Source organism: Lunatibacter salilacus, from assembly GCF_009797935.1.
Taxonomy (GTDB): domain Bacteria; phylum Bacteroidota; class Bacteroidia; order Cytophagales; family Cyclobacteriaceae; genus Lunatibacter; species Lunatibacter salilacus.
The window spans coordinates 630,886-653,667 of record NZ_VOLC01000001.1; the positions used below are offsets into that span (position 1 = coordinate 630,886).

Below are 22,782 nucleotides of genomic sequence, written 5' to 3' on the forward strand. Positions count from 1 at the left end.
TTTGGCCGAAAAGACGGCTGTACTTCTCTCAAATTCCCGCCAAAACCACATTCAGATCGTTTAGGCATTAGCAACTAGTGGGTTTCAACTAAAACTTGTTAGTTACCTCACATTTTGATATATTGACTTCAAATTAAACCCATGAACCGAAGAGCATTTCATAAAAAAGCCCTCCTGGCTACCGCTGCAGTAGGCTGGGCTTCCCTGAATCCCCTTAAAGCAAGCACAAAATCCTCCATCCGACTGGGAGGACCCATCTACCAAAAGGTAAATAATCCCGAAGAGTGGGTAGCCGCCGTAAAGGCGAAAGGATACCGGGCAGCCTATTGTCCTGTGGGCACTGGAACCTCCTCTGACAAAATCAGGGCCTATGAACAGGCAGCAAAGAAAGCTGATATTGTCATCTCAGAAGTAGGTGCCTGGAGCAATCCAATCAGTCCGGATTCGAAAATGGCAAAGGAAGCTTTTGACAAATGCGTCAACTCTCTGGCCTTAGCTGATGAGATCGGCGCCAACTGTTGTGTCAATATCAGCGGATCAAAAAATCCCACACACTGGGCCGGTCCCCATGCCGACAATCTGACCAAAGAAACCTTTGACCAGGTTGTGGAAGTTACCCGAAAAATTCTCCAATCCGTTAAACCAACACGGACCCATTTTACCATTGAACAGATGCCTTGGGCATTTCCGGATAGTGTAGATAGTTACCTGGATCTTATCAAAGCTATAGACCATCCGCAATTTGGAGTCCATATGGATCCGATGAACTTAATAGTAAGTCCCAGACTCTTTTATGGCAATGCCGAACTGATTAAAGATTGCTTTAACAGATTGGGTCCGTATATCCGCAGCTGCCATGGCAAAGACATCGTGATAAAAGAAGACTATTACATGCCCCAGTTTACAGAAGTAGCACCCGGAAAGGGCGTTATGGATTACTCCGTTTTCTTAACCGAATTAAGCAAATTGCCAAATATCCCCCTGATGATGGAGCATTTAAGTTCAGAAGCGGAATACGATGAAGCCGCAGCCCATATCCGATCTGTCGGAGAGCAACTAAATATTGATCTCTAACCTAGCAGCATAATTCACCAAGTAGTTTATGAAATTAAAACTATGTGCCCTATGTGGTAACATAAATCACCGAATTCAATATAGAGCTGTTTTTTTTTATTACCACAGAGTAACATCGCTCTCATAGGGATTTTTTCAAAACATTTATTTTTAAATATGCAAATATTCTCTTTGGGGCACCCCTATTTCACGCTGCGGCCGTAATGATGTCGCAGTGAACGTATCGATTGTGAATACTACTATGTGAATTATGTGCCCTATGTTGCTACCTTTTTTTCACGCAACGGTCGCAACGATGGCGTAACGGACGCAACGTCAAAAAAATCCATGTGTCTTTTGTGTACCTCCGTGTCCTTTGTGGTCACTGTTTTCTCGCAACGGACGCAAAGATGGCGCAACGGACGCAACGTCAAAAAAACCCCTGTGTCTTTTGTGTACCTCCGTGTCCTTTGTGGTCACTGTTTTCTCGCAACGGACGCAAAGATGGCGTAACGGACGCAACGTCAAAAAAATCCATGTGTCTCTTGTGTACCTCCCTGTCCTTTGTGGTCACTGTTTTCTCGCAACGACCGCAAAGAAGGCGCAACGGACGCAACGTCAAAAAAATCCATGTGTCTTTTGTGTACCTCCCTGTCCTTTGTGGTCACTGTTTTCTCGCAACGGACGCAACGTCAAAAAAATCCATGTGTCTCTTGTGTACCTCCCTGTCCTTTGTGGTCACTGTTTTCTCGCAACGGACGCAACGTCAAGAAAATACCTATGTCTTTTGTGTACCTCCGTGGTCACATTTTTTTTGAGCGAAATATTTAGATTATACTTTAAAGAAATAGTCCGTCACAAAGTACCCCGACCAGCAGACTAATGAGGCCGACCCATATCCATAAAGGACCCCCAACCTGTTGCATTTTGGCAAAAACCACAACACATATACCGGTCGCACAAAACCGGCCACTAATAGAATTATAGAGAGTATTCCTCCTAATTTAAAAATTAACAATAAAACCATAGCAGCTTTAGTCAGAATACAACAAAAAAAGGACAGCCTCCCAGCCGTCCTTTTTTTGTTAGGCCTATTGACCTTATTTTTTACGTTTAATTTCCTCCATCTTATAGCCTTCGAAGGTATCATCGACTTCGATGTTGTGGAATCCTTTGATGGAAACACCACATTCGTAGCCTGCTTTCACTTCGGCCACATCATCCTTGAATCGCTTCAATTGGTCGATGTCTCCTTCATGGATAACAATACCGTCACGTATAACTCGGATCTTGTTTTTACGGCTGATATTACCGTTAGTAACATAACATCCCGCCACAGTTCCGATTTTGGAGATTTTGAATACTTCACGCACCTCTATATTTCCAGTGATAACCTCTTCAAATTCTGGCTCCAACATACCCTCAATCGCATCTTTGATCTGATTGATCGCATCGTAGATTACAGAATAATGTCGAATTTCGATTTCCTCCTGCTCGGCTAGCTTCTTGGCATTTGCCGACGGCCTTACCTGGAATCCGAGGATAATGGCATCCGACGCAGAAGCAAGCAATACATCCGATTCGGAAATTTGTCCTACACCCTGGTGGATGATGTTTACATTTACCTCATCTTTAGAAAGCTTCAGTAAGGAATCTGCCAGTGCTTCCACCGAACCATCCACGTCACCTTTGATGATGATGTTAAGTTCTTTAAAGCTACCGATGGCCAATCTCCTACCGATCTCGTCCAGTGTGATGTGCTTCTTGGTACGGAGACTTTGCTCACGCTGTATTTGCTCCCTCGAGTTGGCTATTTCACGGGCCTCTCTTTCAGTATCATATACTTTGAAGAGATCCCCCGCTTGAGGAGCTCCGCTAAGTCCTAGAACCTGAACCGGTGTGGAAGGCTCTGCTGCCTCCACTTTTTTGCCCAAGTGGTCAAACATTGCTTTGACACGTCCATAATGCTGTCCAGCTAAGATCACGTCGCCTATTTTTAAAGTACCAGCCTGCACCATGATAGTAGTCACATATCCTCTTCCCTTATCCAAGGAAGCTTCTACTACAGTACCAACAGCATTCTTATTTGGATTTGCTTTTAGCTCTAAAATTTCAGCTTCCAACAATACTTTTTCTAACAGTTCATCAATTCCCTGACCAGTTTTGGCTGAGATCTCTTGGGACTGGTATTTACCACCCCAATCTTCCACCAACAAGTTCATGTTGGCCAACTCTTCTTTGATTTTATTTGGATTTGAGTTAGGCTTATCCACTTTGTTTATAGCAAAGATCATCGGTACACCCGCTACTTGGGCGTGGTTAATGGCTTCTTTCGTCTGGGGCATGACATTATCATCAGCAGCAATCACGATGATGGCGACATCCGTAATTTTGGCTCCCCTTGCCCGCATGGCGGTAAATGCTTCGTGGCCAGGTGTATCCAAGAACGCAATTTTGTGACCTGTATTAGTCATCACATCATATGCACCGATGTGCTGGGTTATTCCTCCTGCCTCTCCATGAGTTACCTTTGCTGTACGGATATAATCCAAAAGGGATGTTTTACCGTGATCGACGTGCCCCATGATTGTTACAATCGGAGCCCGGTCTTTTAGCTCTTCCGGAGTATCAGCTGTCAGAATCTCTCCCTCCTCCTCATCGGATTTGGTAAATTCTATGTCGTAGTTAAATTCGTCGGCAATTATTGTAATGGCTTCCGCATCCAACCGTTGGTTGATGGAAACAAACATACCGAGAGACATACATACTGAAATCACCTCATTGACGGATACATCCATCAAGGATGCGAGGTCATTGGCGGAGATAAACTCCGTTACTTTGAGAATTTTTCCATCCTCAATATGATCTTCTACTTCTTTGCTTCGTTCCTGTCGCTTGTCTCTGCGGTTTTTGCCTTTACCACCACCCCTGGAACCTCCTCCTTGCAATCTTGCAAGTGTTTGCTTGATTTGTTCCTGAATTTCCTTTTGGGTAGGTTCAGCTTTTTGGTACCTAGAACCTCCAGGTAGCGGACGGCCTACGCCTCCACCACCACGGTTAGGGGAACCGGTACCTCCACCAGGTCGGTTACCTCCCGGTCCTCCCGGTCCTCTTCTTGCCGGTGGACGGCCTTGACCTGGAGTTCCTCCAGCTGGACTGGCTCCTGCAGGCTTGTCTCCTGCTTCTCCCGGTTTGGCACGATTGTCAATCCGCTTACGTGGACGCTTTTTCTTTTCCTTATTCCGCTCGTCTGAGGAAGCCACTGGCTTGGACTTCTTTTTCGGCTTGTCTTTAGGCAGTTCGATTTTACCTAATACGGTAAGGCCTTTAAGGGAGTCTGCTCTTGCGGAGATGACCTGCCCTTCTTTCTTTTCTACTTCTTCTGGTGGATTCACTTTTGACTCAGTTTCTCCAACAGATTCCTTCGAACTTGGGACTTCTATCTCTTCCTTTGGAGTTTCTTTTTTAACGGGGGGAGCGGTTTCAGTTTTGGGCACAGGCGGTGCTACGGGTTTTGGTTTTTCCTCCACAGGTGCAGGGGAAGAATCTACCTCCTTTGCTTCGGGTGCCGGTTCAGGCTTTGCGGGAGCGGCTGCTTTTGGTTCTTCCTTCACCGGTTTAGGGGTAGGTTTTGGTTCTTCTACCGCTGGTTTACTTTCTTGCTTAGGCTCTTCGACGGGAGTCGGTTTCGGGGCCTGCGGAGCCTTTACGGGATCAGGTTCTCTCTTGGCGTCCAAATCGATTCTGCCTACTACTTTAATTCCTTGAAGTTTGGGTGCTTCGGGAATTACTTTTTCCGGCTCCGCGGGTTTTTCAGCCGGTTTAGCCGCTTCAATCGGTGGTTTTGGAGCAGGTTTCGCTGCTACTACCGGAGGTTTTGGAGCAGGCTTTTCCGGTTCAGATTTCCTAATCCTTTCAGGTTCGGCATCAGATTCAGCTTTTATCGTGAATGTCTCATTATGGCGCTTGCCTATAGAGAGATGAGCGGCCTCCTCCTTTTCTTGTGCAGAAGATTTAAACTCCTTAGCCAGCATATTATAATGCTCCAAGCTAATTTTAGAGTTTGGGTTACCTTCTACATCAATGCCCTTCTTGCCCATTGACTCCACGATGGTAGCTATACCTACGTTGAGTTTCCTGGCAACCTGGCCCAATCGCATCATTTTTTCTTCTGACATACGCAAAAACCTATTCCTGTATTTTTAATAATCTGCAAATATAAGCCAGATAGCGAATAATCTATCGGATTTTATTGCTCAAATTCTTGTTTTAATATTCTAAAGACATCATCGATGGTTTCTTCCTCCAATTCTGTCCTCCGTATTAAATCTTCTCTTGTCAGTGCTAACACGCTTTTAGCCGTATCAAGCCCTGTTTTTTTGAATTCATTTATGACCCAATCTTCTATTTCATCGGAAAATTCGCTCAAGTCAACATCTTCTTCTTCTTCATAATCGGACAGCTCACGGAACACATCAATCTCGTAGCCAACCAATCTGCTGGCCAAACGGATGTTAAAACCGCCCTTACCGATTGCCAAGGACACCTGATCCGGCTTTAGAAACACTGAAAGGCGTTTTTTACTCTCATCTGCTTGGATGGAGGAAACTTTAGCGGGGCTCAAGGCTCTGGAAACGTAAAGATCTAAGTTTTCGGTGAAGTTAATCACATCGATGTTCTCATTCTGCAATTCCCGTACCACAGCGTGAATACGGCTTCCTTTCATTCCCACACAGGCTCCAACAGGATCGATGCGGTCATCATAGGACTCAACGGCTACCTTTGCGCGCTCTCCTGGCTCCCGAACGATCTTTTTGATGGTAATCAATCCATCATAGACTTCAGGAACTTCATTTTCGAACAGCCGCTCCAAGAAAATAGGAGATGTGCGGGAAAGGATAATCCGAGGATTCCCGTTGTTCATCTCTACCTTATGGACTATCGCCCGTACAGAATCACCTTTTCGAAAACGGTCCTTTGGAATCTGCTCTCCCTTAGGCATAATCAGTTCGTTGCCTTCAGCATCCATTAATAGGGTCTCCCTACCAAGTATTTGATATACCTCAGCTGTCACAATTTCACCTACCAACTCTTCATACTGTTGAAACAAAAGATCTTTTTCCAAATCTTTAATTCGCTGTATAAGTGTCTGCCTGGCCATCATAACCGCTCGCCGACCAAAATCTTCCAATTCTATACGCTCGTAGGTCTCTTCACCAATCTCAAAATCAGGTTCGATCTTCTTTGCTTCAGATAAGCTGATTTTGTCATAATCCCAGATGTCTTCTGAATCGTCATCTACGATTTCCCGTATACGAACGATTTCTAAATCCCCCTTATCCGCATTGATGATGACATCAAAGTTTTCATCTGTTTCGTATTTTTTACGAATCATCGCCCTAAAAACATCCTCTAAAATCCGGATCATAGTGGGACGGTCTACATTTTTCGACCTTGCAAACTCCGCAAACGATTCAATTAAAACTTTAGCATCCATTTTTTTTACTTAAAAGAAACCATTACTGTTGACTTTTTAATTTGATCAAAGGCTACGCCAACTTCCTCTTCAGTAGCCTTCTTTCCCTTCTCTTTCACTGTTACTGCCAAAACGATACCGGTTTGAATCACAGATTTAAGTAAACCCTCCGTCGTGACACCGCTTTCTAGCTGAACGCTTAGGTTACGGCCGATATTTTTTTGGTACTGCCTGCGGGAACTTAGCGGATAATCCACACCGGGAGATGATACCTCCAAGATGTAGGCCTCCTCAATCAGGTTTTTTGCCTCCACTTCATCCGAAACAGCCCGGCTAACCTTGGCACAGCCATCAATATTCACACCATTGTCGGCATCAATCAAAATATTAAGTGCTCTCTTTGGTCCCTGGCGACTTAGTTTTACTTCCACGACAAAGTGGGAATCATCCGGTAGATGCTTTTCCACAATCTCTGTTATCGTTTGTTCCAAATCCATATTTTACCTAAATGGCCACTTATACTTTCTACGTTTTACAGCCATAATGAAAGAGGGGACTGTGTGTCCCCTCTTAGCTGATTTCGTATACGCTACAAAGGTAATAAAATTATTTTCCTAAAAAAAGTATTGAAAGTTTGATAAATTTGCCGGATGCAATCTCATAGCCTCAAATTATACAATACCCTATCTCGAAAAAAAGAAAAGTTTGAACCCCTTAGCCCTCCTCATGTTGGCATGTATGTCTGTGGTCCGACCGTTTATGGAGATGCGCACTTGGGCCATGCACGGGCAGCGGTGACCTTCGATATCGTCTTCCGCTATCTTTCACACTTGGGTTATAAAGTCAGGTACGTGCGAAATATCACCGATGTAGGTCACTTGGAGGCGGATTCGGATGATGGAGAGGATAAAATAGCCAAAAAAGCCAAACTTGAACAACTTGAGCCCATGGAGGTCGCCCAATACTTTGCGGATTCCTATCATAGGGACATGGATATGCTACAAACCCTCAAGCCCAGTATTGAACCAAGAGCTACGGGGCATATTCCAGAGCAGATCAAACTGGTTGCCGACATACTCGAACAAGGCCTAGCGTATGAAATCAATGGCAGTGTTTATTTCGACGTTTTAAAATATAATGAAAAAATAAAATATGGACGTCTCTCCGGCCGGGTAATCGAAGAGCTTCTAAGTGGAAGCAGGGAATTGGACGGACAGTCCGAAAAACGAAATCCTTTGGACTTTGCCCTCTGGAAAAAAGCTTCTCCCGAACACCTTATGAAATGGGATTCTCCCTGGAGTGTAGGTTTTCCGGGATGGCACTTGGAGTGTACTGCCATGAGCAGCAAGTACCTGGGAAATCATTTCGACATACACGGTGGGGGCATGGACCTGATGTTTCCACATCACGAATGCGAAATCGCCCAGGGAAATGCCTGCAACCATACCGATCCAGCCAAATATTGGTTGCACAATAACATGATCACCATAAACGGGCAGAAGATGGGCAAATCGCTGGGAAATTTCATCACCTTGCAGCAGCTTTTCACAGGTAATCACGATGTTCTTGAGCAGGCCTACAGCCCAATGACGATTCGGTATTTTATACTCACGGCCCACTATCGTTCTACATTGGACTTCTCCAATCAGGCTTTGCAGGCAGCCCAGAAAGGATATAAAAAACTGATCAACGGTCTCCGCATCGCTAGATTGTTAACCTATGTGGAGGATTCAAAAGTAACCGTGGATGCAGACCAAGTAAAGCAGGTACAAAAAAGCCTCGATGGCGCAATGGCAGCCATGGATGATGACTTCAATACGGCCCAAGCTATCGGCCATCTATTCAACATACTGAAAAAAATAAACAGTATATATACCGGACAGTTAACCGCTTCATCATTTGGAAAGGAAGTTTTTGACAAAATGATTCAAACCTTTGAACGTTTTATAACGGAAATATTGGGTTTGGAAGAAGAAAAATTATCCGAACAAGAGTCGCTCCTTGACGTTCTTTTACTGGTGTATCAAGAAGCAAAGACGGCCCGCAACTACCAAAAAGTGGATGAAATCCGGTCTGCCTTGAAGCAGTTGGGAATAATTGTAAAAGACATGAAAAATAAAATTGACTGGGCATATGAAGAGTAAGTATTGGATTTTGGGCCTGCTGTTGCTCTTTTTTGGAGCAGCTTGTGAGCGGACAGGCTCCCAAGAAACGGTTCCCCCAGCAGAAATTAGTTATAATGCAGTCCCTTCCTTTTCAGGTGATTCGGCTTACAGCTATATACAACGGCAGGTAGACTTCGGTCCGAGAGTACCCAATACTCCGGAGCATCAGGAAGCGGCCGCCTGGTTTATAGAAAAATTCAGTTCCTTTGGATTGGAAGTTCAGCCCCAAAAGTTTACAGCCAAAACACACGACGGCCTCACCTGGAATCTCACCAATATTATCGCCTCCCACAACCCCTCGGCGAAAAAGCGTATTCTGCTAGCAGCTCACTGGGATACCCGTCGAATTGCGGATAAGGACACTGAGAGAATCAGCGAGCCTATTGACGGTGCCAATGACGGAGGAAGCGGAGTGGGAGTGTTGCTTGAAATTGCTCGGGTAATTAGCAGTTCTGAGCTTCCATTAAACGTGGGAGTGGATTTTATCCTTTTCGATGGAGAGGATGACGGTGAACCTGAACACACCCGTCGCCAAAATTCTTCCCAAATCTGGTGGTGCCTTGGTTCTCAACACTGGTCCAAAAACCCCCATCAGGCCGGCTATGGAGCTTACTTCGGTATTCTGGTAGATATGGTTGGTGGCAAGGGAGCCCGGTTTTACAAAGAAGGATACTCCATGCAGTATGCCAAAAATGTGGTGGATAAGGTATGGCGCTATGGACACCACTTGGGCCACAGCGATTTCTTTATCATGCGTCAGACAGAGGCCATTACAGATGATCATCTTTTTGTGAACCAAGATGCCAATATCCCCATGATCAACATTATTGAATACAGTCCCGACTACGGTTTTGGCCATTATCACCATACCCATGCGGATAATATGGACCTGATCGACCGAAAAACCCTGCAGGTAGTCGGAGAGACGGTGCTGTTTGCCCTTTATCAGGAGTAAGATATCATCGGATGATCATTCGTCTACTCGATACAAGATGGATACTTCCGCCGTTTATCTTGAATAGCTTTCCCTGAAAAAACTACGGGATTTCTCAACTAATTCATTCTAAAACGACCAAATGTCTCTACCAATTCCAAATCAGATCCAAGAGAAATTTACCCAAAAATACGGTACCCAGCCAGTTATTGTTCGCTCTCCGGGCCGTATCAATTTGATTGGAGAACACACAGATTATAACGAGGGATTTGTGTTGCCAGCAGCCATTGACAAGGCCATTTACTTCGGTTTTGCAAAGAATGGGCTAGATAGGTGTAGGGTGTGTTCATTAGATTATCAGGAGGAGGCCAGCTTTTCGCTTGATGAAATCCAACCAGGGGGTGGTTGGATCACTTTTATCAAAGGAATTGTTGCTACATTAATTCAAGATGGTCATCCCGTACAGGGATTTGACTGCATTTTTGGTGGGGATATTCCCATAGGGGCAGGTCTGTCCTCTTCTGCGGCATTGGAAAACGGAGTAGGGTTTGGCTTAAATGCTTTATTTGCCCTTGGAATCGACCGCTTAGATCTGGTAAAAATCTCCCTGAAAGCCGAGCACGAGTTTGCCGGAGTAAAATGTGGTATCATGGATATGTTTGCCTCCATGATGGGAAAACAGGATAGCGCCATCCGCTTGGATTGTCGAAGCCTAGAATACGAATATTTTCCTGTAAACTTGGGAGATTGCCAATTCCTTTTATGTGACACACAGGTTTCCCACTCGCTGGCCGATTCGGCTTACAATACCCGCCGGGAAGAATGTCAAACTGGTGTGGATATCCTTCAACAACATTACCCGGAAATCAACAGTCTCAGGGATGCAGGTATTTACCAATTAGCGCATATTAAAGATCTTTTACCCGGAAAGGTCTATCACCGCTGTGCCTATGTGATACAGGAAAATCAGCGACTATTTGCCGCCTGTGACGCCTTGGAAAATGGCAAGCTGGAAAATTTCGGCAGGCTGCTGTATGCATCGCATGAAGGGCTTTCCAAGAGTTATGAAGTTAGTTGCACCGAACTGGATTTTTTGGTGGAGCAGACTGAATCGATGGATTTTGTACTGGGAGCCCGGATGATGGGTGGGGGGTTTGGAGGGTGTACTCTCAACCTAATCAAAAAACAAGAAAAAGAGACTTTTATTGCGGAGATCTCCGCCTCCTATCTTCGGGAATTTGGCAGGTCGCCGAAGTTTTATGAGGTTCAAATAGAAGATGGAACTTCCATTTGCGAATAATCACAAGCCGCTCAAAATAAAAAATTGACTTTTTTAACTACAAAAAGCGTATCTTTTCACCTGCTTTTAACTCAAAATTAACCAAACACCAATCAAATGAAAAAGATTTTATTAGCCAGCCTGCTACTATTGCTGGTATTCCAAGTACACGCTGAACTTAAATTACCGAAAGTATTTGCCGACCATATGGTTCTTCAGCGGGAACTTGACATCCCGATTTGGGGCTGGGCAGATTCACGGGAATGGGTAAATGTGGAATTTAACGGCAAAAAATACCGGGTACGTGCTGAACGGGATGGTACTTGGTCGCTAAAACTGGACGCTTTTCCTGCAGGAGGTCCGTATAGCCTCTCTGTCAATACCAGAAAAGAATCTGTGGTTTTTTCCGATGTATTAATCGGCGATGTTTGGCTATTGGGTGGACAGTCCAATATGGAATGGGCCCTCAAAAACACAAACAATGGCGAAGACAGCATTAAAGTAGCCGACTATCCCAAGATTCGCCTTTTTGAAGTTGGCCGCAACCTTAGTTTGCAGCCCATCGATGATGTGACTGAGGCCAAATGGTCGGTATGTACTCCCGAATCAGTTGCCGATTTCTCTGCTATTGGTTATTATTTTGCCAGACAGATCCAGGCCGATTTGGATGTGCCCATTGGTCTTTTAGATATCAACTGGGGAGGAACAGTTTCCGAGGCTTGGACTTCTGAGGTAGCACTAAAAACCCACGTTGATTTTACTGAAAAGGTGCAGTCCAATCTTACTGATGGACCCAAGGATTTTTCCAACCCCGATGACCGCAAGCCCAATAGCTGGCCCACCAGTCTCTTTTATGGTATGTTGGAGCCCGTTATTCCTTTTGGCATCAAAGGAGCACTTTGGTACCAAGGAGAATCCAATGCGCCCCGTGCCTATCAGTACAGGGAAATTTTCCCACTTATGATAGAAGACTGGCGCAATCACTGGGGTCAGGGAGATTTTCCCTTCCTATGGGTTCAACTGGCTAATTTTAAGCAGCCCAAAGATAATCCTGAGGACAGCGACTGGGCAGAGCTTCGTGAAGCCCAGTCCATGGCTCTCTCATTGCCTAATACTGGACAGGCGGTTATCATCGACAAAGGCGAAGCTAATGATATACATCCGCGGGACAAATGGACAGTGGGTCAGCGTCTAGCCGCATCCGCCAAGAAAGTAGCCTACGGACAGAGTGTTGTTCACAGCGGACCGACCTACAAATCAATGAAGGTGGAAGGTAACACCGTTAGAGTAAGTTTTGATCAGGTAGGTTCCGGTCTTGTTGTGAAGGATAAATACGGTTATGCCAAAGGTTTTGCCGTTGCGGGTGCCGATAAAGTGTTTCATTGGGTGAAGGGGCGTCAAGATGGTAATGATATTATCCTAGAGACTAGTAAGATTTCCAATCCTGTAGCCGTCCGTTATGGTTGGGCGGATAATCCCGACGATGTAAATATTTACAATCAAGAAGGCTTGCCTGCCGATCCCTTCCGCACGGATGATTGGCAAGGAATTACTTACGGAAAAAAGTAGCCACAGTACATTTATTTAATTAAAGAAAGGCACAAAACTTCTAAAGTAATTAGCTTTGGAGGCTTTGTGCTTTTTATTTAATTGATGTTAAAAATTTAAATGGGTAAAGTGAAAATAAACCAAATTTATTTTTCGTTCAGTAAACTTTAAATATCCATAGTTCCATTTTAAAATTGGGGGTATTTTTAGTAGTTTTAAGAAATATATTTGAAATGGCTTATGAAAAATAAAATAGGAATTTTCTCATTTTTTTCGGGAGCTGGCTTTTTGGACTTGGGGTTTGAGAGGACTAAGGGTTTTGAAACTGTTTTTGTGAACGAATTTCATGGGCCGTTTGTAGAAATCTATAAGGGATCGAGAGAGAAGCTTAAAATTTCCGCCCCCAAATTTGGCTATCATGTCAGAAGTATAGAAGATTTTCTAGAAGCAAATGAGCTAGCAAATCTCTCAGACAATCTAAAAATAGCTAAAGAAGAATTTGAGATTACCGGTTTTATAGGAGGCCCTCCATGCCCTGATTTTTCTGTAGGTGGAAAAAATAAAGGTAAAGAAGGTGAGAATGGAAAACTATCAGGATCATATTCGGATTTGATTTGCAAAACCAAACCGGATTTCTTCTTATTTGAAAACGTAAAAGGCCTTTGGCGAACCAAGAAACATAGACAGTTTTATGAGTCTCTAAAAGACAAATTAACCTCAAGTGGCTATTTTCTCACCGAAAAGCTAATTAATGCTATTGAATACGGTGCGCCGCAGGATCGGGATAGAATAATTTTGATTGGATTTCATTCTGAATTTTTAAAAAAGAATAAGTATAAGAACAATGGAACCTCTTTTTTATGGGATTTTGACTGGAATTGCGCAAAGCACTATGATTCAAAAAAAATATTCAACCTTGAGTGGCCACAACAAGAAGAGTTCTTCCCTGATTTAGAAAAATCTATACCTAATAATATTCCAATTGAGCTAACAGTTCAACACTGGTTTGATAAAAATGATGTTGGATCACATCCAAATGCCAACATGTATTTTAAGCCGAAAGCGGGATTGGCGAAATTCCAACGGATCTTGGAAGGGGATGATAAAAAGAAATCATACAAGCGTCTTCATAGATGGAGATATTCTCCCACCGCAGCCTATGGTAACAATGAAGTGCATCTTCATCCTTATAAGGCTAGAAGAATTTCGGTAGCTGAGGCGCTGTCCATTCAATCATTGCCCGTGGAGTTTGAGATTCCTAAAAATACAACCCTTTCAAATTCTTTTAAAGCAATTGGAAATGGCGTCCCCTATTTAGCAGGCAAAGGGTTGGCATTAACTATTTTGAATTTCATCTCAACTTTTATTCCAGATTATAAACCTTTGTTAAATGGAGAAATTGACAGCCCAAAACCTGGCCACCTTTATAGACCAACTTTCCAAGCAGAACAGCTATCAGTACTTGAACCCCAAGAACAGGGGTCTTATTAGTGTAGAACTAGTAGAATTACCAGAGGGTCCCATACGGTTTCGGAGGTGGAACCCAAGCAATGGAGAAAATAGAGAAAGCAATAAATCTGTAACAATTTCATCTCAAATGCTATGGAGGCTTGCCAATGCGATAAAACCACATCAACCAATCAATGTGGACCGAATTTTTGGCGCAAGTTATAACTCCAGATCCGTTCTTGAAGCATTGTTGGCACATACGCCTCAATTTTATTTTTGTTATCCAGGAAGAATTGAAAGTATCAACACGAAAACAAATATTCAAAAGGGGCACAAACATATCATTTGGAATCCTGATAGTCCTCATGAGAATGGAGTTACTGTTTTGGCCGAAACTGATGTGGTTATTTCGGAAATACCTGCCTTGGAAGTTTATTATGACTCCTTAGTATTGCCGGACCCAGTTGAAGGGGTAAAATTAGATATAGAAATTCAAAGACGACATGCCCAAATTCAGGTCGCGTTATATTTTATTGGAAAGCAACTGGGATACAAAACCTGGATTGCTCAAAATGATAAAGGAATTCTATATCAGAATAAAAGACTAGGTGAATTTGATGGAATCATTCCAAGACTGGAAGATGAGGTATTGATAAGGTCCCATGCTGATGCCATTAAGGCGGCTCTGCTGATTGATTGCATTTGGTTCAAAAATGGTCGGCTAATGCCTGCAGTGATGGAGATCGAGCACTCCACAGGAGTAACCAGTGGCTTAACGAGAATGAAACATTTTAAGGATAGATTTCCTCCCTTTCCTACCAGGTATGTAGTAGTTGCTTCGGATAATGATAGAAAAAAAGTTATACAGGAATCAGCTAAACCTCTGTTCCAAGATTTGAACGTTAAATTTTTCCCTTATTCTGCAGTGGAAGAATTATACGCTTTATGTCAAAAACGAAAGTTAAAAGGTATTACTGAAGAGTTTTTAGATTGCTATATGGAATCCATGGAAAATTGAATAAAATTAGAGGATGTCGTAATCGCTACAAGCAATCAATGGGGAATTGGAAATATTAGAAATTTCGTGTCGCATTCAAACACGTTAGGTTTAAAAATTATCGGCAATATAAGTTAACCGAAAAAAATATTTCTTTTAAAAGAGATTTAGTACGAATCAACAACTTCCAGCACCTGCTTGACACAAGCTCCCAGCTCATTTTTCACTTCATGATCCCAAAAACGAAGCACGGTCCATCCTTGAATTCGATAAAACCCGTTGATCTCTCTATCCCGCTGAATGTTTCGCTCTATCTTGGATAGCCAGAAGTCCCGGTTGCTTTTGATGCTTTGTTGCCGATGCTCCCAATTATACCCGTGCCAAAAAGAACCGTCCACAAAGACCAACAGCTTATACTTGATAAGGCAGATATCGGGTTTTCCGGGTAACTTTCGGGTATTACTTCGATGGCGCACACCGGCATGCCAAAGTGCCAGTTTGAGCCGCTTTTCCGGTCTGGTTCCCGAACTTCGGATTCGTGACATGTTTTCAGAGCGCTTTGCCGTAGTGTAGAATCCATTCGCCTCGCAAAAAGCGGGAACTGCTATTTTCGGAAAAACATAGGGTGTGTTTTGACGCTTCTTGGCCATGAAAGGGGAAATCAGAAGACTACAAGTGAAAATAAATTTACTTTGTCTAGGGAAAACGGATTTATTATCGCTTTTGGTTCCGAGCGGTTTATTTTGCACCGTTAACGCAAAATTACGGGATTATGGTTTTTTTCTCCGAGCCTGGTTACCTTTGCGCCGATAAAACACAAACTTGCATCTGCGGGAAAGATAATGAAAGAAACCTTTATAAAGCTCCGGCGAGGGCTGATGAAAACGCCCCTTATAGATTTATTGTTTTTACCCGCTGTAGTGGTATCTGCCTTGGTCCTTCGATTTGTTCGGAAGATTGGGGTTCAAAAGTTTCCCATCTCCAAGGAGGCATTACTGTCAATCGGATTGATGCCAATAAGGGATCACTATTACGAGCCGCTTTTCCAAAAAAAACACCTAATAAAACCACTATCTACTGAAAGAAATCTGCCAGGAATCGATTGGAACATCCCCGAGCAGCTGTCAAGTTTGGACACCTTTCAATTTGAGGAGGAACTAACTGTTTTTAAAGACACCTATTCGGACGAATTGAGCTTTCATTACGATAATGGGGCCTTTGGACCGGGTGATGCCGAATATTGGTATCAGCTTATCCGTACCATTAAGCCCTCTCGAATCATTGAAATAGGGAGCGGCAACTCCACTAAAATGGCCCGGGCAGCAATACTGAAAAACCAATTGGAAAACGCTTCCTATTCCTGTGATCACACCTGCATTGAACCCTATGAAATGCCCTGGCTGGAAAAACTGGGTATCCAAATTATCCGAAAGAAAGTAGAACAGGTAGACCCTTCATTTTTCCAACAGCTGGGCGCAAACGATGTTCTTTTTATTGATTCCTCTCACATTATTCGACCACAGGGAGATGTATTATTCGAATATTTGGAGATTCTTCCTACCTTAAAACCTGGAGTTATTGTCCATATTCACGACATTTTTTCACCCCATGATTATCCGGAGGAATGGGTGATTGGTGAGATAAGGTTTTGGAATGAACAATATCTACTTGAGGCCTTTTTGACGTCAAACCCTAGCTGGAAAATCCTTGGTGCCTTAAATTACCTCCACCACAATCATTTTGAGAAGCTCAAACAAAAATGCCCCAAACTAACTCCCGATATGGAACCTGGCTCCTTTTACATGCAGAAAATTCTATAAATTACTTGAGATTTATACGTTAAACATAAAAATACTATTCTTTTGCATCCCAAAGAACCACTCGGTCTGTAGTTCTTCCAAAGCCATCATGCGGACCATGGAAATATCCACTTCCTCCATTATACTTTGGCACAAGTGTAAGGTCTCCTTGAACCATTGCCTCTAAGGATAGCAGTGCTAATGGTTCAATGGCGTTGACAGATGCAAAACTATGTGATTTGCTTGGCACAAAAAGCCCATTGTGGATACGCTGTTTTAGGATATTGTCTCCTATAAGTACAGCCAGGTCAAGGTATCCTTGATGATCAGTAATTTGGCTAACTTCTAGCAATGCAAAAATTACCATGGGGTCTGAGAATGAGGCATCGTGAGCTAGTTCCATTCCCTGCCCAGGAGATTCTCCAACGTCCCCCAATCCATATCCTATTGCCATCTGACGAAAAGCAGCCCAGAGTTCAGCGTCTCCTGAAAGCCGATAGGCCAACGCATACGACCAAAATAATAGCGTTGGGACGGTTGCGGAGGAAAAAACCGTTCCATCTTTGCCGAAATAGCCATCCCGTTTGATTGCGTAATCGGTTAGGTCTGTTCCATCAGCCCAGATGGGCTTGGCCAAATTCTTTTTTGGATCATAACCATACTTTGCCCAGGCTTTCATTCCGGAGATAGTCCACTCCAGCAAATCTGTCCCCTTATTGCCTAACTTTTCGGCCATTTGCAATTGGATAATAGCGTTGTTTCCATAAATGGCTCCGGGGTTTCTCAACATATATCCTTCCAATGCCACATCGCCAAATTCTGCGGCAAACTGGTTTTCTGCTCTATCCCCGTAATTAGAAGTGGTTGGTAAGGGTCCAGTCGCTGGTGGAGTATCCCTTCGAATAGGTTTACTATATTGGTACACGCCCAATCCGGTCTTCGGGTGTCGGGCTTGTACATACTGTCCGGCTAGTCGCATGGACCAGTCGTAGGCACCCTGTTCCCCTGTAAAGTCGTACAGCATCAATCCCGCATAAATCAGATCCGTCCCGGCATTGATAAAGGTAAGCCCGTCGCCTTCAAAAAATGGGGTACCTTTTATGAACTTGTTATTCCATAAATCTCCCATGGTATCTTCGTAATCACCGTGCCGATTCATATCCAGATTGCTCCAATCCATCACATGGGCGTTCCAAAAAGCTCGAATAAACCGTTCTGTCGCTATCGGGTTGACCTCATGCATTAGTTCATAATAAGGCAGCGTGAACTTAAATTCATGCCTATATCCTTCACCCACATGCTCTCCGGAGGCCAAGTCCAAAAAGCGGTGACCCCCCCAATAAAGTAAACCGTTTGGATGCTGGAGATTCTCAAATCCGTAACTAAGAGCAGAACCTGCTGCAAGCTTGTATTTATCATCACCTGTAAGGTTAGATAAGCCCACCAAGGTGCGGAGGAGGTTCTGTTGATTTGCCAAGTTCGAGGGAATCCAAGTGTTCCCTTCGTGAACCCAAGTAGCTGCAGTAAGATCTGCGACCCGTAAACCATCAACAAATAATGGAGTATGTTGATCCCGATACGTGTCCCGACCATGTTCCAACAATAGATCAGCAAACGTCTGAACAGCTTGAAGTCTATCGGATTGATGTCGGTATGAAGATGTTTTTTTGAATGCCGACTCCTTTTGATGTAGGGCAAGCAAGCTTCCAATAAGTACAAACAGAGAAAGAAAAAAACCTCGGGTCAGTGGGATATTCATTGGGTGGTTGGTTTTTTTTGGGAAACCAATATAAGAAATTACCCTAAGAAATCAAATGTTTATCGTACCCAACGTCTACCAATCCCTCAAAAGCAGCCCAGACATCCTCGGGGATTTCCTGATAGATTTGAAAACCCAATTCCGGATACACTTTGATCCGTTGCAAATCGCCAACCATGGCATTGACCATAAGCTCAAAAGAGATTTCATCATTGGGGTAATCTTGCATCGCAAGTTGGGGACTGGTAACGACCAGCTCCTTTTCAGGCCAATTTTGCTTGAAGGTAGCATAACTCCTTCGTTCCATAAACGGCTTTTGAACCACAATAAAACGTTGAGGATCCAACCCTTGATTTACCAATACCTCCTTCGTAAACCTGATATTTTCGCCTGTATTAGTGGACCTATTTTCCACTAGTACGGCTTTGCGGGGAACGCCTAGGGAATAGGCAATCTTGGCAAACTTGTCCGCTTCGGCCTCATCCCAAAGCCCTTTGGTGAAATTACCCAATCCCCCAGAAAAAAGAAGCCAAGGAGCCATTCCTTGTAGGTATAGTTGGGCTCCTCTTTCCGCAACACGGACATCATTACTCCCCAGTACCAAAATACAATCTGAAGGCAACAACTTGTGATTGGTATGGTGATAATCCCACAATACTTGGGCCCAATTAAAAATTTGCGTGATTGGCTGCTGCGTGAGTTTATTCATAGGTAGTTTTTGATGGTCAAATCGCAAAAATTTAAGGATATACTATAATTAAAGTCAAGATCTTTGGGAACTAAGGTAGAGAGACAGTTCGAAATGATGCCTTTGTTTCTATATCTGGCCCTTTAAACCCTTACGGAAAATGAAAAATCTTTTCCGATTAGATATCTTTAAGGTATTTTAAACTATATTGATATTTAACTTTCTGTTTCAAATATTTACTAAAATTATATTCGCTGGTGGAAATTTTTCATAAAACGAATATAAGTAACCTTAAAGAGAAATAAAACAAATCCGAATAGTAATCAAAAAGTTCCGTCCTATCTGCGAGCAAAATCAATAGTTGGCTATACATCTTATATTCAAAAAATATTAAAATTAATTAAAGCATAAAAACATAATTTTTAAAATAAAAAATAGGGGTAAAATTATTCATTTTTTAAAAAAATGCTTTTTTTAACCAAAAAACAAACTAAATACTAAATTATTAATATAATTAGCTGTAAAAGCTGTTCAAACTATTCTAATATTTTACATGTTTGACTTTCATCAAAATTAATTTATTAATATGTTTACCAAAAAATTAGATCTAGAACAGGTTAATTTTTTGGCAGTTAAATGATTTAAATCTTAATCTAAAATCAATGGTAAAAATTTACAAATTCACCTTAAGCATTTTATTTCTGTTGCTAAGCGCAGGAATTAGCTTTGCCCAGTACACGGTGACGGGGGAGGTAACCGACGACCGTTCAGGAGAACCTCTTATTGGGGCAAGTGTATTGGTTAGGAATACAACAAGGGGGATCGTTGCGGATATCGATGGCCGATTCAGTATTTCTTTTGATTCGAATGAATCAGCGACCTTAGTGATTTCATCACTAGGCTATCTTAGCCAAACAGTTTCCGTAAGCAGTAGCAACAACCGTTTGCAGATTGCGCTTAGAGAAGATGCTACCAACTTGGAGGAAGTAGTCATCACTGGTTTGGCCTCTACGGTAAAGCGTTCTAACCTTGCCAATGCGGTAAGTTCGGTATCGGCAAGAGAATTAACTGGGACGACGACCGTGCAGACTACTGATGGCGCCCTTTACGGAAAAGTGGCAGGTGCCACCATCCGGTCTAACGGTGGAGCGCCAGGTGGAGGTGTATCTATTCAACTTCGGGGAATCTCCTCGCTAGTTGGTCAGTCCCAACCGCTAATCATCATGGATGGAGTCTACATCAACAATTCCTTCCAACAGACTGGAAGGGCTGCGGTTACCGGTGCTGGTGCTTCTACTCAAGACGATGGCGCAAACCGCCTGGCGGATATCAACCCTGCGGATATCGAGTCAATTGAAATCCTTAAAGGACCATCTGCGGCGGCAATTTATGGAACTAGGGCCAATGCCGGAGTAATTATCATCACTACCAAAAGGGGTGTGGCTGGTAAAACTAAAGTCTCTCTTTCTCAAGATATAGGTGTAGCTACACCACTGAGATTATTAGGGGTTGATGATTGGAGTGAAGAAAAAATAAACTTTTTCTTTACAACGGAAGAACGAAGAGCCACCGAGTTGGCTAGATTCCGCCAAGGAGATAGAATTGATTACGAAGACTATTTTTACAATAATACAGCCGTGTTAAGTAACACCCGATTAAATGTCTCTGGAGGAAATGACAAGACGAGGTTCTTTTTATCGGGAAATATTTCCTCAGAAGACGGGACGGTTAAAAACACCGGTTTTGATAGGTACTCTATTCGAGCAAATGTAGACCATAAACTCAATGACAATATCCGGCTTGGTTTTACTTCCAATTATATCAAATCAAACACAGACAGAGGGTTCACGGGTAATCAGAATAATTCTGGAGCGAGTATAGGATACAGCATCGCTTATGTGCCCAATTATTTCGACCTAAGGCCAGACGCGAACGGCGTATATCCAAATAATCCCTACTTTGCGGAAAATCCAATCGCCGTAACCGACCATGGGATCAATAAATCGGAGGTAAATCGATTCGTACAGTCCTTTAACATGGATGTGGACATTTTGAAAACTAACAATAGTTTTCTCCGTGCCAATGTTGCGGGAGGACTGGATTATACACAAAACAGTACGATGGTCTATTTGCCTGAATTTTTACAATTCCAGAGAAGCCAAGCGAATCCAGGAGATCTATATGTAGGTAGACAAGAAACATTTAATTCCAATTTTCAAGCCGCCCTAGTGTACAACTGGAATTTGGGAAAGGTAAATATGAACTCCCAAGGAGGTATTGTTCGATTGGATTTCAGAAATAGTGAGTTGTTTAATCGTGGTAGAGGGCTGGTGCCAGGCCAAACGAATTTGAGACAGGCTAATGTCCAAGAAATAGCGGTGAACTATAATTCTGAAATACAGGAAGCAGGAGTATTTCTACAGCAGGAAGCGAATTTTGACGATAAAATCATCGGAACCCTAGGCATTCGTTGGGATAAGTCTAGCTTGAACGGCGACAAGGATCAATTTTATGCGTTTCCTAGAGCCTCAGTCGCTGTGAATATCGCTAATTTTGACTTCTGGAAAGTTGGTGCCATCAGTCAGCTTAAGCCAAGAATCGCTTACGGCGAAACTGCCGGTCCAGTAGCGTTTGGCAATACATTTACCCCATTACAGGGTGCCAATATCGGCGGACTGTTGGGGTCAGTAGTTGGCACACAAGTGGGGAACACTTCAATCTTTCCAGAAACTGCAACCGAATTAGAATTTGGTGTAGACATGGGTTTTCTGAATAACCGCATCGCCTTAGAGGCCACATATTACATCAAAAACACCCAAAACAATATTCAAAACCTAAACCTTTCTCCTTCTACCGGTGTGTCGACGACTCCTAGTAATGAAGCAGAATTGCAGAACAAAGGAATTGAATTGGGATTGTCTGCCAATATAGTAGACAAAGCCAACTTCAAGTGGTTTTCAAGGGTACTTTACTGGCAAAACAGACTAAATATGACCCGTTTAGGTATCCCATTATATACACTTGGGGCCTTTGGAACGGGTTTAGGGACGTTTCTCTATGCAGAGAACTACTCTCCGACAACCATTGTAGGTACTCCAGCTGACCCAAGCGTTCCCGGAGGTTTTACCATTTGGGGTAATGGTCAGCCCAAATTCACAACCTCCATGTATAACACCTTCAATATCTACAATAGCTTCGAGCTATCCATTATGACGGAGTGGAGAAACGGCGGGGATAATATCAACCTCACTTCGTTTTTGTCTGATTCAGGTGGAACTACTAACGGCTGGTTTGACGATGATAATGGGGACGGAATACCTAATGGCCGTCAGCGGCCACCGGCTCCTTACAACAATGCTGGACGCTGGGTACAGGATGCCACTTTCATTAAAATTAGGGAAGTGGGATTGTACTACACCGTTCCCAAAACAGCAATTTCCAATATGTTTGGAAATGCGGTCGAGAATATCCGATTGGGTGTATCTGGAAATAACCTATTCCTATTTACAGATTATTACGGATATGACCCCGAAACGTCAACATTTGGAGCAAGATCCGTTGACAACAATGTGGATATTGCTCCCTATCCAACTCCAAGGAGAATCTTTTTCCACTTGAATCTGGATTTTTAACTC

Annotated in this window: 15 protein-coding genes; 9 read left to right on the forward strand and 6 right to left on the reverse strand. The window is 43.1% G+C overall.

Features of this window, described 5'->3' with window-relative positions; genetic code table 11:
- The first annotated feature begins 141 nt into the window (after window positions 1-141).
- A complete protein-coding gene (locus tag FQ608_RS02525) occupies window positions 142-1,074 on the forward strand; it encodes a sugar phosphate isomerase/epimerase family protein (RefSeq protein WP_199856289.1) in 933 nt (310 codons plus the stop codon).
- 1,079 nt (window positions 1,075-2,153) lie between these two features.
- Here FQ608_RS02525 and infB read toward each other — a convergent pair.
- The 3 genes from infB to FQ608_RS02540 all read right to left on the reverse strand — a co-directional run bounded on the left by infB (window position 2,154) and on the right by FQ608_RS02540 (window position 7,026).
- Window positions 2,154-5,231: a translation initiation factor IF-2 gene (gene infB, locus FQ608_RS02530; RefSeq protein ID WP_158856213.1), complete on the reverse strand. Its 3,078-nt coding sequence runs from the start codon at window positions 5,229-5,231 to the stop codon at window positions 2,154-2,156.
- A gap of 71 nt (window positions 5,232-5,302) precedes the next feature.
- The gene (gene nusA, locus FQ608_RS02535) at window positions 5,303-6,550 is read right to left on the reverse strand and encodes a transcription termination factor NusA (RefSeq protein ID WP_158856214.1); all 1,248 of its coding nucleotides are present in this window, start codon (window positions 6,548-6,550) and stop codon (window positions 5,303-5,305) included.
- 5 nt (window positions 6,551-6,555) lie between these two features.
- Complete coding sequence (locus FQ608_RS02540) at window positions 6,556-7,026, reverse strand: ribosome maturation factor RimP (protein WP_158856215.1); 471 nt, start codon at window positions 7,024-7,026, stop codon at window positions 6,556-6,558.
- Between the two features lie 153 nt (window positions 7,027-7,179).
- Between FQ608_RS02540 and cysS the strand changes: the two genes are divergently transcribed.
- The 6 genes from cysS to FQ608_RS02570 all read left to right on the forward strand — a co-directional run bounded on the left by cysS (window position 7,180) and on the right by FQ608_RS02570 (window position 14,922).
- Window positions 7,180-8,673, forward strand: a complete 1,494-nt coding sequence (gene cysS / locus FQ608_RS02545) for a cysteine--tRNA ligase (protein WP_158856216.1) — start codon at window positions 7,180-7,182, stop codon at window positions 8,671-8,673.
- On the forward strand, window positions 8,663-9,649 hold the full coding sequence (locus FQ608_RS02550) for a M28 family peptidase (protein ID WP_158856217.1): 987 nt from the start codon (window positions 8,663-8,665) through the stop codon (window positions 9,647-9,649). Before cysS ends, FQ608_RS02550 begins: the two co-directional genes overlap by 11 nt.
- A gap of 121 nt (window positions 9,650-9,770) precedes the next feature.
- Window positions 9,771-10,928 (forward strand): galactokinase, encoded by a 1,158-nt coding sequence (gene galK, locus FQ608_RS02555; protein WP_158856218.1) that lies wholly within the window; start codon window positions 9,771-9,773, stop codon window positions 10,926-10,928.
- Between the two features lie 96 nt (window positions 10,929-11,024).
- The gene (locus FQ608_RS02560; RefSeq protein WP_158856219.1) at window positions 11,025-12,476 is read left to right on the forward strand and encodes a sialate O-acetylesterase; all 1,452 of its coding nucleotides are present in this window, start codon (window positions 11,025-11,027) and stop codon (window positions 12,474-12,476) included.
- Between the two features lie 219 nt (window positions 12,477-12,695).
- Entirely contained in the window at window positions 12,696-13,946 is a 1,251-nt protein-coding gene (locus tag FQ608_RS02565; protein WP_158856220.1) for a DNA cytosine methyltransferase, read from the forward strand.
- Window positions 13,846-14,922 (forward strand): restriction endonuclease, encoded by a 1,077-nt coding sequence (locus FQ608_RS02570; protein WP_199856290.1) that lies wholly within the window; start codon window positions 13,846-13,848, stop codon window positions 14,920-14,922. The genes FQ608_RS02565 and FQ608_RS02570 overlap by 101 nt, the downstream gene beginning before the upstream one ends.
- A gap of 146 nt (window positions 14,923-15,068) precedes the next feature.
- Here FQ608_RS02570 and FQ608_RS02575 read toward each other — a convergent pair whose 3' ends face one another.
- Entirely contained in the window at window positions 15,069-15,551 is a 483-nt protein-coding gene (locus tag FQ608_RS02575; protein ID WP_158856221.1) for a very short patch repair endonuclease, read from the reverse strand.
- A gap of 228 nt (window positions 15,552-15,779) precedes the next feature.
- Here FQ608_RS02575 and FQ608_RS02580 point away from each other — a divergent pair, with 228 nt between their 5' ends.
- On the forward strand, window positions 15,780-16,721 hold the full coding sequence (locus FQ608_RS02580; protein ID WP_199856291.1) for a class I SAM-dependent methyltransferase: 942 nt from the start codon (window positions 15,780-15,782) through the stop codon (window positions 16,719-16,721).
- Window positions 16,722-16,755: 34 nt separating this feature from the next.
- Here the strand turns inward: FQ608_RS02580 and FQ608_RS02585 are convergent, their stop codons facing one another.
- Together FQ608_RS02585 and FQ608_RS02590 are read right to left on the reverse strand one after the other, a co-directional pair.
- Window positions 16,756-18,459: a pectate lyase gene (locus FQ608_RS02585; protein WP_158856223.1), complete on the reverse strand. Its 1,704-nt coding sequence runs from the start codon at window positions 18,457-18,459 to the stop codon at window positions 16,756-16,758.
- Between the two features lie 43 nt (window positions 18,460-18,502).
- Complete coding sequence (locus FQ608_RS02590; protein ID WP_158856224.1) at window positions 18,503-19,168, reverse strand: YdcF family protein; 666 nt, start codon at window positions 19,166-19,168, stop codon at window positions 18,503-18,505.
- Between the two features lie 641 nt (window positions 19,169-19,809).
- Here FQ608_RS02590 and FQ608_RS02595 point away from each other — a divergent pair.
- Entirely contained in the window at window positions 19,810-22,779 is a 2,970-nt protein-coding gene (locus FQ608_RS02595) for a SusC/RagA family TonB-linked outer membrane protein (protein WP_158856225.1), read from the forward strand.
- The last annotated feature ends 3 nt before the right edge of the window (window positions 22,780-22,782 follow it).